Below are 15,387 nucleotides of genomic sequence, written 5' to 3' on the forward strand. Positions count from 1 at the left end.
GCAGGCGCCGCTACTTCCGGCCGGGGGTCCAGTTCATGCCCCACCCGTAGGCACGGTCGACCGTCCGCTGCGGGCTCACCCCGTACTCCGGCACGAGGTAGCGCGCCTCGCGCCGGACGATCAGGTCGCCGCCGGTATTGGTGATCAGGGCGAGCGCGCACACGGTCGACGGGACCGTGCACTCGTCGAGCGAGAAGTCGATCGCGGCGCCGTGCTGGGGCTGGAGGGTGACCGTGGCGTGCAGGTCGGCGAAGGAGTCGGCGCCCGCGTAGACGGTGACGAACACGAGGATGCGCCGGAAGTCGCGCTGGTGGTCGAGATTGACGGTGAGGTTCTCGCCGCTCGCGACGGCGCCGGTGCGGTCGTCGCCGTCGAGGTGGATGTACGGCGGCCGGTGCAGCGAGCCGAAGGCGTTGCCGAGGGCCTGTACGACTCCCTTGCGGCCGTCGGCGAGTTCGTACAGGGCGCACAGGTCGAGGTCGAGGTCCGCCGCGCCGCGCCGTCCGCCCCGGCCGGGGGACGGTTTGCGGGTCTGCCAGTTGAGGTTTACCCGCATGGCGCCGGACGTGCCGCCCTGCTTGGCCAGGGACACGGTGGGGGCGGCCTTGGTGAGTGTCACCTTGGTGAGGCGCACGGGCGTGGCGGCGGGGACCGGCGGCGGGGGTGGGGTGACCGGCGCGGTGACGGGAGGGCCGGCGGGCATCGGCGGGGCGGGGGGAGGTGCCACGTGGCGAGGCGGGGCGGGCGGGGCGGCCGGAACAGCGGGTGGGGTCGGGGCGGCGGGTGGGGCCGGTACCGGTGCCGGAGGCGCGGCCGGTGCCCAGGGGCGTGCGGTCGCCGGCGGCGCCGGATGCTGCGGCTCGTCCACCGTGATGCCGAAGTCGGTGGCCAGACCCTCCAGTCCGGTGCTGTACCCCTGGCCCACGGCACGGAACTTCCAGGCGCCCTGGCGCCGGTAGAGCTCCCCGAGCACGAAGGCCGTCTCGACGGTCGCGCCCGGGCTGTCGAAGCGGGCGACGACGGTGTCCTGGGCGGCGTCCCTGACCTCGATGTACAGGCCGGGCACCTGGCCGAACGTGCCGCCGTCCGCGGAGGCGGCCAGGACCACCCGCTCGATCACGCCCTCCACGCGCGCGAGGTCCACGAAAAGCGTGTCGGTCACCCGCTCCCCGGCGTTCCGCTTGCCCTCGTGCCGGACCGCGCCGGAGGAATGCGCGGGCTGGTTGTAGAAGACGAAGTCCCCGTCGGAGCGGACCTTTCCGGACGCCAGGAGCAACGCCGAGGCGTCCGCGTCCGGGACGCCGGGTCCGGGGCGCCAGCCCAATTCGACACGCAGGGCCGTCGTGGGCACCGGCGTATTTGATCCTTTCGACATTGTCATGTCCGCCCCCATCACGGGTCACCGCCGGGTCGCACCCGGTCCGTCCTCGTCGTCACTGACTCACGCCTGGCTCAGGCCTGACTCGTCCCTACCCGGACAACCTATTCGCGCGGCCGGCGAACGCCCATGAAGGGCACGACAAGAGCCTGGCCAACCCCCGGTAACCCGCCCGGAACTCGGCCTTTACAAGATCGAGGCCTTGAGTGACGTCCATTTTTGCCAAGTTCGCTCGGATTGGGGATCCCCGGTCACCACCGACACGGAAAACAACCCTCTTATCGGTCTCCCCAACCAGCACACTGTGGGCTTAACTTATGTGCCATGACCTCCCCCCGCTCCACTTATGGTGGCGGCTACTACTCCGCCTCCTTCCCGGACACCCCGATCTACGACTCGCTCGTGGCCGAGCGGGGCACCCCGCAGATCGCCCCGATCCGGGTCCCCGCCGCGTACGACTCGGGCAGCCACCTGCCCGCGCTGCCGTCGGCACTGCCCGCACTGCCGTCGGGCCCCTCCCAGCAGGCCCCCGTCTACGGTTATCCGCAGGCGCAGCAGCCGGCCCCGTTCCAGCAGGCGCCCACGGCCTACATCCCGCAGCAGGCCACCGCGCCGCGGGGCTACCCCGGGCCGCAGCCGCAGCAGCCCCGGCCCATGGCGCAGGGCACCGGCTACGAGGCGATGCGCCCCGCGGCCCCGCGGCCCGCGGCTCCCTACCAGGAGCCGTACAACAACCAGCAGTACCGCGGCTACTGACCGGCTTCCCCAGTTGTCGCCGCCACCTGGCACGATGACGTCATGGGGAACGCCGAACTTCAGTCGATCCACGTCCACCCGGTCAAGGCGCTCCGGGGCTTCTCGCCCCGGCAAGCCGTGGTGGAGCCGTGGGGGCTGGCCGGGGACCGACGCTGGGCACTGATCGACGACGGGGGAAAGGTCGTCACCCAGCGCGAACAGCCGCGCCTCGCACTGGCCGCCGCCGAACCCGTGTCCGGCGGCGGTATTCGTCTGTCCGCACCCGGCCGGGCGCCGCTCACGGTGCCCGTGCCACGGCCGGCGGGCACGGTCACGATGGAGATCTTCGGCACCAAGGTGGAGGCGGTCCCGGCCGAGGCGGCCGCGGCCGCCTGGTGCACCGACCATCTGGGCGCCTCCGTCCGCCTCGTCCACATGGACGCCCCGGCCACCCGCCGCCCGGTGGATCCGGACTACGCGCTTCCCGGTGAGACGGTGAGCTTCGCCGACGGCTTTCCGCTGCTGGTCACCACCCTGGGCTCCCTCGACGCCCTGAACGCCCTCGTCGCGCAGGGCGATCACGCCCACGAAGGGCCGCTGCCCATGAACCGCTTCCGGCCGAATCTGGTCGTGGCGGGCACGGAGGCCTGGGCCGAGGACGACTGGTCGCGCATCTCCGTCGGTGAGGTGGTCTTCCGGGTCGCCAAGGTCTGCGGGCGGTGCGTCGTGACGACGACCGACCAGGGGACCGCCGAACGCGGCCGGGAACCCCTGCGCACCCTGGCACGCCACCGCCGCTTCGGCAGCCGGCTGGTCTTCGGGCAGAACCTGGTGCCCGAGTCCCCCGGCACCGTCCGGGTGGGCGACCCGGTGCGGATCCTCGGGTAGCGCTCCGGGGTCCGGGCCCGCCCGGCCGGGGACGGCACCCGTGACCCGGCTCCGAGATCGCGCCGCCGCACGGGAACCGGAGGGCCGGGGCCGCTCGTTGGCAGGACGTGAGAAGTTCATGAGGGGCCCCGGTCGCGGTCAGGGGTGATTTCGCTCTCTCTTCGACCGGACCCGGGGGTGAACGGCTCCGGCGGGGGTTATCACGGAGCGGGAAGGGGGGTGCTGGACGGTGCGGGCAATCGGCGGACTCTGGCGCTGGCGGAACAATCCGCTGCGCCGCACGACCGATCTGGTCGAGGCATGGCTGGCCCTCGTGGCCCTGCTGCTGATCGTGGTGGCCGCCCCCGTGATCGGCTCGACTGTCGGCGCCGTCGCCCAGGACTCCCTCCAGCGGTCGGTCCGGGCCCAGCACGACTCCCGTCACCTGGTGACGGCCACGGTGACGCGCAAGCTGGAGCCCGCTCCCCTGGACCCCGAGCCCGACACCACCGCGCACGACACCCGCAACCGAGTCCTGGCCACCTGGACGGCCCCCGACGGCACCCGGCGGCACGACACGGTCCTGATACCCCTCAAGTCCCCGCACCCCGGTGACCACTTCCGGCTCTGGACCGACCAGCGAGGGCACATGGCCGCCCGCCCGCTGGACTCGGCGACGGCCACCGCCCACGCCGTACTCGCCGGGCTGGGCGCGGCGATGGTGGCCGCGGGCGCGGTCGAGGGCGGCAGACGCCTGATCGTCTGGCGCATGGTCCGCCGCCGGTACGCGCGTTGGGACCAGGCCTGGGACCGGGCGGGTCCGGACTGGGGCAAGGCCGGCACCGGCAGCTGACGGCCTTGCGGCTCTGGTCAACCGACCGTCCGCCCGCACGCTACGGTGGTCCGGCCGAACCCATCGGCACCAACCCGCGCGCGAGCGAGCCGCAGGGGCGCGCCCCGAAGGCGAACAAGCCTGCAATACGACGAGGTGGGGGCACAGCAACGCCATGGCACAGGGCACGGTCCAGGTGACGCACACCGGCACATCGCGGTGGCGGCGCCGCACGGGTGAGTACGCTTCGCTCGCCGCCGCTCTGGAGGCCGCGGCCGACGGTGACGTCCTCACCGTCGCCCCGGGTACGTACCGGGAGAACCTCGTCGTCCAGCGGGCGGTGACGCTGCGCGGCCCCGAGGGCTCGCCCGGCTCCGTGCGCATCGCGCCCCCGGACGGCGTGCCGTTGACCGTGCGCGCCTCGGCGGTGGTGCGGGACCTGCACGTCGAGGGTCAGGACGCGGCCTCTCCCGCCCTGCTCGTCGAGGAGGGCACACCGGAGCTGATGGACGTGCGGGTCGTCACCCGGTCCGCCGCGGGCATCGAGGTCCGCGGCGGCGCCCGTCCGACCGTACGCCGCTGCACCGTCGACAATCCGGCCGGCGTCGGCATCGCCGTACTGGACGGCGGGGGCGGGGTGTTCGAGGAGTGCGAGGTGGTCGCGGCCGGCCAGTCCGGTGTGGCGGTCAGCGGCGGCGGGCACCCCCGGCTGGAGCGCTGCCGGGTGCACCACGCGTCGGGCTCGGGTCTGACCGTGACCGGCGACAACTCAGCGCTGGAGGCGGTGGGCTGCGAGGTGTACGAGGTCCGGGGGTCCGGGGTGCAGGTCACCGCGCGGGCCACCGCGCACCTGACCGACTGCGATGTGCACCGCACCACCACGGACGGCGTCACGCTCGACACGGACGCGGTCCTCACACTCGCCGACTGCCGTATCCACGACATCCCGGAGAACGCGGTCGACCTGCGCTCCCGCTCGGTGCTGACCCTGACCCGGACGACGGTGCGTCAGTTCGGGCGCAACGGCCTGTCCGTGTGGGACCCGGGCACCCGCGTGGACGCCAACCAGTGCGAGATCTTCGACAGCACGGGCGACTATCCGGCGGTGTGGGTGAGCGACGGGGCCACCGCGGTGCTCGACTCCTGCCGGGTGCACGACGTGCCGGACGCGCTGTTCGTGCTGGACCGCGGCTCGCGCGCGGACGTGGTCGACAGCGATCTCACCCAGGTGCGCAACACGGCCGTGTCCGTGAGCGACGGGGCGACCGCCCAGCTCGACGACTGCCGGATCCGGGAGGCGGCGACCGGCGCCTGGTTCCGCGACCACGGCAGCGGCGGCACCCTCAGCAACTGCACCGTGGACGGCACCCAGACGGGCGTGATCGTCACCAAGGGCGCCGACCCGGTCATCGAGCGGTGCACGGTCGACTCTCCCGCGGAGGCGGGTTTCTACGTGTCGGCGGGCGGCCGGGGCAGCTTCCTCGGCTGCCGGGTGACGGGCAGCGGCGGTTACGGCTTCCATGTGATCGACGGATGCCGTACGACCTTGCGGAAGTGCCGCACGGAGCGGTGTGCGCGCGGCGGTTACGAGTTCGCGGACGGCGGCCCGGACGCCGCGCCCGGCAGCGGTCCGGTCGTGGAGGACTGCACGAGCGACGAGAGCGGCGGGCCCAGACTGTCCGCGGCGCGCGAGACGGCCGTGCAGACGACGAGCCGGTCCCCCGGTCTGCTGGGCCCGATCCCCGACCAGCGGGCCGACGACCCGCTGCCCCCGGCCGCTGCCCCCGTGGCACCGGAGCAGGTGTCCCGGACGTCCAAGGACGTGCTCGGTGAACTGGACGCGCTGGTCGGCCTGGAGAGCGTCAAACGGGAGGTCCGCGCCCTCACCGACATGATCGAGGTGGGCCGGCGCCGGCAGCGGGCGGGCCTGAAGGCCGCCTCCGTCAAGCGGCATCTGGTCTTCACCGGCTCCCCCGGCACCGGCAAGACCACGGTCGCCCGCCTCTACGGCGAGATCCTCGCCTCCCTCGGGGTGCTGGACAAGGGACATCTCGTCGAGGTGTCCCGGGTCGACCTGGTCGGCGAGCACATCGGATCCACCGCGATCCGCACCCAGGAGGCATTCGAACGGGCGCGCGGCGGTGTGCTGTTCGTCGACGAGGCGTACGCGCTGTCGCCCGAGGACGCCGGCCGTGACTTCGGCAAGGAGGCCATCGACACCCTGGTGAAGCTGATGGAGGACCACCGGGACGCGGTGGTGGTGATCGTCGCGGGCTACACGGCGGAGATGGAGCGGTTCCTGTCCGTCAACCCCGGGGTGGCCTCCCGTTTCTCCCGCACCATCACCTTCGGCGACTACGGCCCCGAGGAGCTGCTGCGGATCGTGCAGCAGCAGGCGGACGAGCACGAGTACCGGCTGGCCCCGGGCGCGTCGGAGGCCCTGCTGAAGTACTTCACGGCCATCCCCAAGGGCGCCGCGTTCGGCAACGGCCGTACGGCGCGCCAGACCTTCGAGGCCATGGTGGAGCGGCACGCGAGCCGGGTGGCGCAGCTCGCCGAGCCGACCACCGACGACCTGACCCTGCTCTACGCCGAGGACCTGCCCGAGCTGCCCTGAGGTTCGCCGTGGACGTGCCGCGGGCCCGGCAGGCCGGGGCTCAGCCGGGCCAGCAGACGTGCCCGTTCCTCGGCGAACACCGGGTCGGCCTGGTAGTCGGAGTGGCCGAGCAGGGGCGCGGGCAGCGGATGCTCGGCGGTGCGGCCGTACGCCAGCGGATCCTCGAGCGGGGTGTGGTCCACCACGGGGCCGCAGTCGCCGGGCAGGCGGATCGGGCCGCCGATGGGGTCGGTGAGCCGGTAGAGGTTGCGCCAGCAGGCGACGTCCCGGTGCAGTGAGGCGAGCGCGGCCGGGCCGAAGTGGGCCGGGAACCAGCGGCCGTACAGGCGTTCGAGCGGGGAACCGTACGTCAGCAGGGCGACCCGCCCGCGCACGGCGGGCGTGAGCTGCCAGGCCGCGGCGGCCGCGAGCACACTGCCCTGGGAGTGCCCGGACAGCACCAGGCGTCCGCCGGTGCGCCGTGTCCAGGTGGCCATCCGCCAGGTGAGGTCCGGCACGGCGCGCTCGGCGTAGCAGGGCGGGGCGAAGGGGTGTGCGGCGCGCGGCCAGAAGGTGCCGACGTCCCACAGGATGCCGATGGTGCGCCGGGCAGAGGCGTCCTTGTAGGCGCGCCGGCCCCAGGTGACGAACAGTACGAAGCCGACGCCGACCAGCCAGGAGCCCAGTGCCTGCGAGGTCTCGGCGGCGCCCCGGACGACGTCGTAGGTCCGCGCGGCGGCCTCGCCGGGGGTCCGGTCGGTCAGCCGGGCGCCGGCCAGGGCCCCGGCGCCGAGTAACAGGGTGGCGGCGGAGAGGACACCGACGACCAGGGGCCCACGGTCGGTGAGGACGGCCATGGCACGGGCTCGGGCGATACGGCGGGTGCGCGCCCGGTCCTCGGGTTCGCCCCGGTGCTCGTGCTCGACCCGGCCCCGCTCGGCGCGGGCGAGCCGGTGGGTGCGCCCAGCCAGCCGGGCGGCCAGCGCCAGCAGTACCAGGAGCAGCGGCGGGATCACGGAGGACTGCCAGGTCAGCAGCACCGGCGGGCCGTCGATGGCGGCGCCGGTGCCGTCCAGCCAGTCGGCCACGCGCTGCGCGACACCGCCCGACATCACACCGCCGAGCGCGCAGGCGAGGAGCACGACCGCCGGCCCGCCGAGTCCGCGCATCGCCGCACGCGGATCAGGGGCCGAGCGGTGCAGCAGGTGTGCCACCACAGCGAGCAGGACGGCCAGCAGGCCCTGGACGAGGGCGAGGCCCGCGAAGGCGGTGTCGCCGGGCAGGCGACCGGAGGAGTGCCATCCCGGCCGGGACCAGCCGGCGTACAGCATGACGAGGCCGAGCAGGAGGAGGGCGCCGAGCGGCAGCCGTCGTACGAGGTGCTCGTCGAGTTCCTGGTCGAGGCGGTTCTCGCTGCGGCCCCGACGGCACACCACGGCCACGGTGACGGCCGCCCAGGCGAGCAGCGCCACCGCCAGCAGCCGGCCCAGGGTGTCCAGGGCGGCGGGTCCGCCGGGCCGGCGGTCGAAGCCGGCCGCCGGGCTCAGCACCGCCGCGGCGACCGTGAGCAGGCCCGCGGCGGTGTGGGCGGCGCGCAGCCGGGCCACCAGGCGGCGGCCGTACCAGAAGCCGGGGCGGCCCAGCGAGGTGGGGCCGGTCTCCTCGTCGGGCTCGGGCGCGCGCTCGAGGGGCTTCTGGGACTCGTACGCGCTCCAGGTGCGGTGCGAGAGGTACCAGAGGAGGGCGGTGAGGGCGGCCGGGACCAGGGCGGCCACGGCGAGCCGCCGCCCGGGCCGGCTCCACCAGCCGGCGCCGGAGACGGCGGGCGAGAGGAAGCCCAGCCAGGAGTGCCGCCGGGCGCAGGGGCCGGTGCCCGCGCACTGCCAGGCCGCCAGGTCGAGGGCCACCTCGCAGGCCGCCGCGACCAGCAGCACGGTCAGGGTGAGCCCGGCCAGCCGCACCAGCAGCCCGTACAGCCGCACCGCGCGGGGCCGGCCGGGGGCGGCGGGGCGCATCCAGTGGGCGAGGTTGACGACCATGAACGGCAGCAGCAACAGCCACAAGGCGCGGGCGCCGTTGCCGGAGGTCAGGTTGCACCAGACGTACGCCTCCGGCACGGGTCCGGCCCGGTGGCCGCCGGGTCTCTCCCCGTCGGCGGCGTCGTCGGCGTCGGCGTCCTCCGCGCGCCGGAACACGGCCGCCGTGTCGTCGCCGGTGACCCGTACCGTGCGCGGGTCGCCGAGCATCTTCTCCGGCGTGGTGCCCCCGACTCCGTGGACCAGGAGTTCCAGGGCGGCGCCGGTGTCCTCGGGCCGCGCGGCGAGGCCGTTCGCCCCGCCCGCGGCGGCACGTTCCTGTGCACGTTCCACTGTTCGCACTTCCCCCGTGACGCGCCGATGGCTTGTGTCCGTGCATGCACCAGGATCACCCGTTGCACTGTGAGGTACACCACTCATCACGGAATCTCCCCGATCCATGTGAAGAGCGGCGGTACATGTGATGTCCGAATGACATGTGCGCGTCGATGCGGCAGTGGCGCCACCGGGGCCTTCCCGTGACAAGATGGGACGCCGCGCACCGGGGACGGACGGAACGTCCTGGTCGGAGCAGGTGCGAAGGCGAGGCGGACGGCTGAGGCGAAAGGACCGGAGCGTACGTGAGCGAGAATCAGAACCTCCTCGCGGAGCAGCGGCGCGCCCTGATCCTCGATGAGGTCCGGCGCCGCGGCGGCGTGCGGGTCAACGAACTGACCCGCAAGCTCGGCGTGTCGGACATGACCGTGCGCCGCGACCTGGACGCCCTGGCCCGCCAGGGCGTACTGGAAAAGGTGCACGGCGGCGCGGTTCCGGTGGTCGAGGCGAGCACGCACGAACCCGGCTTCGAGGCCAAGTCGGGTCTGGAGCTGACCGCCAAGGAGGACATCGCGCGGTCCGCCGCGGAGCTGGTCACGCCGGGCACGGCGATCGCGCTGTCGGGCGGTACGACGACGTATGCGCTGGCCCACCACCTGGTGGAGGTGCCCGACCTGACCGTGGTGACGAACTCGGTGCGGGTCGCGGACGTCTTCCACGCGGCGCAGCGCTCCTCGGGCCAGCGGCAGGGCGCGGCCACGGTGGTGCTGACCGGCGGCGTGCGGACCCCGTCCGACTCCCTGGTGGGGCCGGTCGCCGACCAGGCGATCGCGGCGCTCCACTTCGACATGCTGTTCCTCGGGGTGCACGGGATATCGGTGGAGGCCGGGCTGTCGACGCCGAACCTGGCGGAGGCGGAGACCAACCGCCGGCTGGTGCAGTCCGCACGGCGCGTCGTCGTGGTCGCCGACCACACCAAGTGGGGAACCGTGGGCCTGAGCTCCTTCGCCGCGCTGGAGCAGGTCGACACGCTGGTGACGGACGCGGGTCTGCCCGCCGAGGCGCGGACGGAGATCGCCGAGCACCTGCGACGGCTGGTGGTGGCGGGCGAGCCCGGCGAGAGTGCAGACATCTGACACGCCGTCAGCTAGGGTGACCGGCCGAGTGTCCGCTGCCCGCCGGGATCCCACGAGGGGGTCTGTGACCCATGGCTCACCGTCTGCGCCCGGTGGGGATCGACTTCACCGAGACCGCCCCCGTCCGGCTCGTGTTCGCGCGGGAGACGGCCGCGGCACCGGAGGCGGTCTTCCACGCGCTCGCCGAGGACGTGCCCGGCTGGCGGCAGTGGTTCTCGGCGGTGGCGTCCGCCCGGCCGACCGAGGGCGGACGGGAGATCCGGCTGCGGGGCGGTGTCCGCTTCGAGGAGTCGGTCCTGCTCGCGAAGGCGCCGGAGGTGTACGCCTACCGCGTCGACGTGACGAACGTTCCCGGCGCCCGGGCGTGGGCCGAGGAGTGGCACCTCACACCCGCCGGCACCGGGACCCGGGTGCGGATGACCTTCGCACTCGACGGAACGGCCCCCTTCCGCCTGGCATGGCCCCTGGCCCGCCCGGGCGTGGGCCAGGCGTTCCGCAGGGCGGTGACGGCGCTGGACCGGCGACTGGCCGGCCAGGGCCGGCCGTAGGGCTGGCTCCTCCTGGTCCTCGGCGACGCCGTGAGCGGGCGGGTCAGGCCGGCCACACGCCCGTCAGCAGCAGCGAGTCGATCGCCGCGGTGTACGGCATGATGTCCAGCCCCTGTTCCGCCAGCCACGCGTCGGAGTAGTACTTGTCGAGGTAGCGGTCGCCGGGGTCGCACAGCAGGGTGACCACGCTGCCCGTGCGCCCCTCGGCCACCATCTCGGAGACGATCTTCAGGGCGCTCCACAGGCCGGTACCGGTGGAGCCGCCCGCCTTGCGGCCGATGGACCGCTCCAGGGCGCGTACCGCGGCGACGCTGGCGGCGTCCGGGACCTTCATCATGCGGTCGATGGCGCCGGGCACGAAGCTGGGCTCCATGCGGGGACGGCCGATGCCCTCGATGCGCGAACCGCAGTCGCAGGTGACGTCCGGATCGCCGGTGGTCCAGCCCTCGAAGAAACACGAGTTCTCCGGATCGGCGACACAAATGCGGGTGTCATATTGCATGTAGTGGACGTAGCGCGCGAGGGTCGCGGAGGTGCCGCCCGTGCCCGCCGTGGCGACGATCCACGCCGGCTCCGGGTACCGCTCCAACCGGAGCTGTCTGAAGATGGATTCGGCGATGTTGTTGTTGCCGCGCCAGTCCGTGGCCCGTTCGGCGTAGGTGAACTGGTCCATGTAGTGGCCGCCGGTCTCCACCGCGAGGCGGGCGGACTCCTCGTACATCTTCCGGGAGTCGTCCACGAAGTGGCACCGGCCGCCGTGGAACTCGATGAGGCGGCACTTCTCGGCGCTCGTCGTGCGGGGCATCACCGCGATGAAGGGCACACCGATCAGCTTGGCGAAGTACGCCTCGGAGACGGCCGTCGAGCCGCTGGACGCCTCGATCACCGGGCGGTCCGGACGGATCCAGCCATTGCACAGGCCGTAGAGGAACAGGGAGCGGGCGAGGCGGTGCTTGAGGCTGCCGGTCGGGTGGGTCGACTCGTCCTTCAGGTAAAGGTCGATGCCCCACTGCTCGGGCAGCGGGAATCGCAGCAGGTGCGTGTCGGCCGAGCGGTTGGCGTCGGCCTGCACTTTACGGACGGCCTCTTTCAGCCAGTCGCGGTACGCGGTGTCACCGCGGTCGACGTCGAGGGTGGTGCCGGTCCGGGTCTGTGGGGTGGTGCTCACGGCGGGGCTCCTTACGCTTCGCTCCGACGGCGCCTCGCGCGGCCGACAATTCGATGATAGGCAGCTTCCGCACCGCTTCCCACCTGCATAAACGCATCTTTGAGTCACCCAAAGACGCCCCTGGGGCAAGCAGGTGCGGACCAAGCGCGGACCGCAGGGGGCGCATTCATGCGAGTGCTCCTGGCGCCGGTCGCACGCGCCCCGTGCGGACTGGTGCTCGGCGGCACACGCGGGCAGACTGCACCGACGGGACGGGGGCGCACACTGGATCACACGGATGCACGAAGGGCAGGGCCGGATCACGACCCGGAAGGGCTCGGGTCCGGCGAGCGACGCGCAAGGGGGCGGCGAGGGATGGCGGAGCCGGAGTTCACGGCCATGGGCGTGCGGATCGGAAAGCGGCTGCGTTCGCTCACGCGGGCCGGACAGGTCCGGATCAGCGACGGCAGGCTGGAGTTGCTCACCAGCTACGGCAGCGAGATCGACAGCGCGCCGGTGCAGGCGGTGCGCGCCTCCAAGCCCTGGTTCGCCCCGGAGGACCGGGCTCTGGCCGACCTCAACGGCAAGCGGTACCTGCTCACCCTGGGCGAGCACGACCCCGCTCCGGGCGAGCCGGGGCCGCCCGCGGCGCGCCGGTTCATCGACGCCGTACGCCGGGCCGCCGGACACGAAGGCTGAGCGCGGCGAGTTGCGGGACCGCACCCCTTGCGTCACTCTGGTTCCACGTCACTCTGGGTTTACCGGCGATAACGCTGCGAACCAGCCCGCCGGCCACAACAGCAGGCGGACGTTTGGACGCAAGCCCCCTGCTGGATCTGTTCTCCGTGTTCTCCGTGTTCTTCCGGGATCGACCGGACCTCACATCGGGGAGTCGCAGCCGTGATCAGTCATCCAAAGCACTGCACGGTGGAGCTCCAAGCCCTGCCGTCGCGGATCGGCCAGGTCCGCAGAATCGTATCTGCGCAGTTGCGCTACTGGCATCTGGACGCGTTGATAGACCGTGCCTCGCTCGGTGTGACCGAGCTGCTGAGCAATGTTCACCGGCACGCCCAGCCGGACAAGTTGTGCACGGTGGAGATGGAGCTGGTCCTCGGCCGGCTCATGGTGTCGGTGCGCGACCACGATCCGCGCCTCCCCGTGGCCGGGGACATCGCGGATCTCGGTCCGCTGGCCACCTGCGGGCGGGGGCTCGCGATGGTGGCCGCGGTGAGCGAGAGCTGGGGCGCACGGCCGGACGGCGACCAGGGCAAGGTCGTGTGGTTCACGCTGCCCGCGCCCTCGGCGACCGACCGGCAGCCGGCCCGTCCCCCGCGGCGCGCGACCGCCGAGGCACCCGTACGCCGTTTCGAGCCGGTCGCCGTGGAACCCGCGGCCTGTGCTCCCGTCCCGGCGCACACTCCGGCCCCGGTCCACACTCCCACCCCCGTCCGCGCTGCCGCGCCGGTGCACGCTTCCGCCCGGTCGACCGTCGCCGGTTGACCGGGCGGGGGAGCCCGGGCGGACTGACGGGGGGACGGTGGGACGGTTCGCGCCCTCAGCGTTGAGCCGTGGTGCTCGCCCCGTCCAGTGCCTCCCGGATGATGTCCGCGTGCCCGGCGTGCTGGGCCGTCTCCCTGATCAGGTGCAGCACGATCCGGCGCGCCGACCAGTGGACGGTCTCCGGCGGGGACCAGGGCGTCCTGGGGAGAGGCACGGTCGTACTCAGGTCCGGCAAAGCGGTCACGGCCTCTTCCAGCGTCCGCGCCGTGACCGCGTACAGATCCAGCAGCCCCGCGAGCGTCTCGCCGTCGGCCATGCGGTACTGGCCCGTGTCGAGCATGCCCTCCGGCAGCTCCCCGTCCCCCTCGGCGAGGATCCGCGCCCACACCCGCTGGCCCTGGGCCATGTGCTTGACGATGCCGCCCAGGGTGAGCTCACTGACAGTGGTGCGCCGCACGGCCTGCGCGTCGGTGATGCCGAGGACGGTGATGAGCAGGAGCTCCCGCTGCTCGGCGAGGGCCCCCAGCAGTTCACCGTGCTCGGTGGGACGGGGCGAGACGTTCTCCGGAGAAGTGGACATGGGCTGACCGTAGAAGACATGTAGGTCAGCCCATGACCTCGATCGGCCTCTACTCGTCGCGCGGCTGCACCTCGAGGCTGCCGAACCGCGCGGTCACCGCAGGGACCGCCGCCTTGCCCGCGTCCGGGCTCACACCGGACCTGAAGGTCACGGCGAGGAGGGGGTGAGCCGGGGCTCATGGTCGCTTTGAGCGAGGCGGTCGTCCAGCCCGCCGAGGCCGGTGTCGCCGACGTATGCGGCGCGTCGCCGCGGCCGTTCGCACGGTGGTGGCCATGGTCATGCCGCACCGCCCTTGCGGCCGAACTGCTCGTCCAGGACCGACAGCCGGCGCCAGTACTCGTCCTCGTCGATCTCGCCGGAGGCGAAGCGGCGGCCGAGGACGGCGAGGGGCGAGTCGCCGGAGGGGCGGGGGTCGTCGACCATGCGCCACGGTCCGCGGCGGCCGCGCCACACCGTGCGTCGCAGGACGCCGGCGACGCCGATCACGACGGCCGCCCAGATCAGCGGGAAGAAGAGGATCCAGGGGCCGGGGCCGCCGTTCCAGGCTGCGAGGGTGTGCATCTCGGGTCATCTCCTGAGTGGGTCCGGTGGTGATGTCCCGAGACTCGCGCCGGAGAGGGGTCCGGGTCGTCGTACGGCCAGCGGCACTGCGCGTACCTCCTGGGGAGTACGGGCGCCCCTCCGCGCTGCTCCGAACAAGACCTCGACTTCTGTAACTACCAGTATGTACAGTGGGCGCATGAGCACTTCGGACCGACTCATCGAGTCCACCCGTGAGCTGTTGTGGGAGCGCGGTTACGTGGGCACCAGCCCGAAGGCGATCCTGGAGCGCGCGGGCGCCGGACAGGGCAGCATGTACCACCACTTCAAAGGGAAGCCCGACCTCGCGCTGGCGGCGATCCGGCGGACGGCCGAGGAGTTGCGGGCTACCGCCGAGGGAGTACTCACCGGGCCGGGAACGCCGTACGAGCGCATCGAGGCGTATCTGCGCCGCGAGCGCGACGTGCTGCGCGGCTGCCCGGTCGGGCGGCTGACGATGGACCCGGACGTCATCGCGAGCGACGAGCTGCGCGCTCCGGTCGACGAGACCCTCGACGCGATCCGCGAGCTGGTCGCCGCAATCGTCGAGGAGGGCAAGGAGCAGGGCCAGTTCCCGCCTTGGCTGGACGGCGAGGAGATCGCGGCGACGGTCCTGGCCACCGTGCAGGGCGGTTACGTCCTCGCCCGCGCCTCCGGCTCCCCCACCGCCTTCGACGCCGGTGTCCGAGGACTGCTGTCCCTGCTCGCCCCGCGATAGGAGCGCACGCACGTGCACATCACGAGGAAACGCCCCGACACACAGCAGGGCCCGGCCGAGAACTTCACCGGCACGGTGTGGCTCGACGAGGTGGCCGCGCCCGAACCCCCTTCCCGGCTGCGGATGTTCAACGTGCACTTCGCACCCGGTGCGCACACCGCCTGGCACCGGCACCCCCACGGCCAGGTGCTGCACGTCCTGGAGGGTGAGGGACTGGTCCGGCGCAGGGGCGGCCCCGTCGAGGCGATCCGGGCCGGAGACACGGTGTGGATCGAGCCCGGCGAATGGCACTGGCACGGCGCGGCCCCCCGCACCTTCATGACCCATCTCGCGGTCGTCGAGGCCGCCGAGGACGGCACCACCACCGAGTGGGACGCCCACGTGACCCCCGACGACTACCCGGCCTGAGGAAGGATCCCG

At 72.9% G+C, this 15,387-nt stretch carries 15 protein-coding genes; 10 read left to right on the forward strand and 5 right to left on the reverse strand.

The features are described from left to right. Positions 1 to 10: 10 nt before the first annotated feature. Positions 11 to 1,375 (reverse strand): TerD family protein, encoded by a 1,365-nt coding sequence (locus tag ACFY01_RS05390; protein ID WP_390734666.1) that lies wholly within the window; start codon positions 1,373 to 1,375, stop codon positions 11 to 13. 327 nt (positions 1,376 to 1,702) lie between these two features. On the opposite strand from ACFY01_RS05390, the gene ACFY01_RS05395 reads away from it, so the two are divergent. The 4 genes from ACFY01_RS05395 (at position 1,703) to ACFY01_RS05410 (ending at position 6,429) form a co-directional block, all read left to right on the forward strand. Next, a complete protein-coding gene (locus tag ACFY01_RS05395) occupies positions 1,703 to 2,134 on the forward strand; it encodes a DUF6643 family protein (RefSeq protein ID WP_390734314.1) in 432 nt (143 codons plus the stop codon). A 42-nt stretch (positions 2,135 to 2,176) separates the two neighbouring features. Then, positions 2,177 to 3,001: an MOSC domain-containing protein gene (locus tag ACFY01_RS05400; protein WP_390734315.1), complete on the forward strand. Its 825-nt coding sequence runs from the start codon at positions 2,177 to 2,179 to the stop codon at positions 2,999 to 3,001. 229 nt (positions 3,002 to 3,230) lie between these two features. Next, positions 3,231 to 3,833, forward strand: a complete 603-nt coding sequence (locus ACFY01_RS05405) for a hypothetical protein (RefSeq protein WP_390734316.1) — start codon at positions 3,231 to 3,233, stop codon at positions 3,831 to 3,833. A 154-nt stretch (positions 3,834 to 3,987) separates the two neighbouring features. Further along, positions 3,988 to 6,429: a right-handed parallel beta-helix repeat-containing protein gene (locus ACFY01_RS05410; RefSeq protein ID WP_390734317.1), complete on the forward strand. Its 2,442-nt coding sequence runs from the start codon at positions 3,988 to 3,990 to the stop codon at positions 6,427 to 6,429. On the opposite strand, the gene ACFY01_RS05415 is transcribed toward ACFY01_RS05410, so the two are convergent. Continuing rightward, positions 6,399 to 8,777: a hypothetical protein gene (locus tag ACFY01_RS05415; protein ID WP_390734318.1), complete on the reverse strand. Its 2,379-nt coding sequence runs from the start codon at positions 8,775 to 8,777 to the stop codon at positions 6,399 to 6,401. The genes ACFY01_RS05410 and ACFY01_RS05415 overlap by 31 nt on opposite strands. Before the next feature lie 287 nt (positions 8,778 to 9,064). On the opposite strand from ACFY01_RS05415, the gene ACFY01_RS05420 reads away from it, so the two are divergent. Beyond that, the gene (locus tag ACFY01_RS05420; protein ID WP_390734319.1) at positions 9,065 to 9,895 is read left to right on the forward strand and encodes a DeoR/GlpR family DNA-binding transcription regulator; all 831 of its coding nucleotides are present in this window, start codon (positions 9,065 to 9,067) and stop codon (positions 9,893 to 9,895) included. A gap of 71 nt (positions 9,896 to 9,966) precedes the next feature. Further along, positions 9,967 to 10,443 carry an SRPBCC family protein gene (locus ACFY01_RS05425; protein WP_390734320.1) on the forward strand — a complete coding sequence of 159 codons (477 nt, stop codon included), beginning with the start codon at positions 9,967 to 9,969 and terminating at the stop codon, positions 10,441 to 10,443. 43 nt (positions 10,444 to 10,486) lie between these two features. Here the strand turns inward: ACFY01_RS05425 and ACFY01_RS05430 are convergent, their stop codons facing one another. Next, complete coding sequence (locus tag ACFY01_RS05430; protein ID WP_390734321.1) at positions 10,487 to 11,611, reverse strand: PLP-dependent cysteine synthase family protein; 1,125 nt, start codon at positions 11,609 to 11,611, stop codon at positions 10,487 to 10,489. Positions 11,612 to 11,965: 354 nt separating this feature from the next. Here ACFY01_RS05430 and ACFY01_RS05435 point away from each other — a divergent pair, with 354 nt between their 5' ends. Next, positions 11,966 to 12,289, forward strand: a complete 324-nt coding sequence (locus ACFY01_RS05435) for a hypothetical protein (protein ID WP_390734322.1) — start codon at positions 11,966 to 11,968, stop codon at positions 12,287 to 12,289. A gap of 201 nt (positions 12,290 to 12,490) precedes the next feature. Further along, on the forward strand, positions 12,491 to 13,090 hold the full coding sequence (locus ACFY01_RS05440) for an ATP-binding protein (RefSeq protein WP_390734323.1): 600 nt from the start codon (positions 12,491 to 12,493) through the stop codon (positions 13,088 to 13,090). Between the two features lie 55 nt (positions 13,091 to 13,145). Here the strand turns inward: ACFY01_RS05440 and ACFY01_RS05445 are convergent, their stop codons facing one another. Continuing rightward, positions 13,146 to 13,670 (reverse strand): DinB family protein, encoded by a 525-nt coding sequence (locus tag ACFY01_RS05445; RefSeq protein WP_390734324.1) that lies wholly within the window; start codon positions 13,668 to 13,670, stop codon positions 13,146 to 13,148. A gap of 276 nt (positions 13,671 to 13,946) precedes the next feature. After that, complete coding sequence (locus ACFY01_RS05450; RefSeq protein ID WP_390734325.1) at positions 13,947 to 14,231, reverse strand: SHOCT domain-containing protein; 285 nt, start codon at positions 14,229 to 14,231, stop codon at positions 13,947 to 13,949. A 163-nt stretch (positions 14,232 to 14,394) separates the two neighbouring features. On the opposite strand from ACFY01_RS05450, the gene ACFY01_RS05455 reads away from it, so the two are divergent. Together ACFY01_RS05455 and ACFY01_RS05460 are read left to right on the forward strand one after the other, a co-directional pair. Further along, positions 14,395 to 14,967: a TetR/AcrR family transcriptional regulator gene (locus tag ACFY01_RS05455; RefSeq protein WP_390734326.1), complete on the forward strand. Its 573-nt coding sequence runs from the start codon at positions 14,395 to 14,397 to the stop codon at positions 14,965 to 14,967. A gap of 12 nt (positions 14,968 to 14,979) precedes the next feature. Next, a complete protein-coding gene (locus ACFY01_RS05460) occupies positions 14,980 to 15,375 on the forward strand; it encodes a cupin domain-containing protein (RefSeq protein ID WP_390734327.1) in 396 nt (131 codons plus the stop codon). Positions 15,376 to 15,387 lie beyond the last annotated feature (12 nt).

It is taken from the genome of Streptomyces sp. NPDC001480 (assembly GCF_042894725.1).
Classification (GTDB): domain Bacteria; phylum Actinomycetota; class Actinomycetes; order Streptomycetales; family Streptomycetaceae; genus Streptomyces.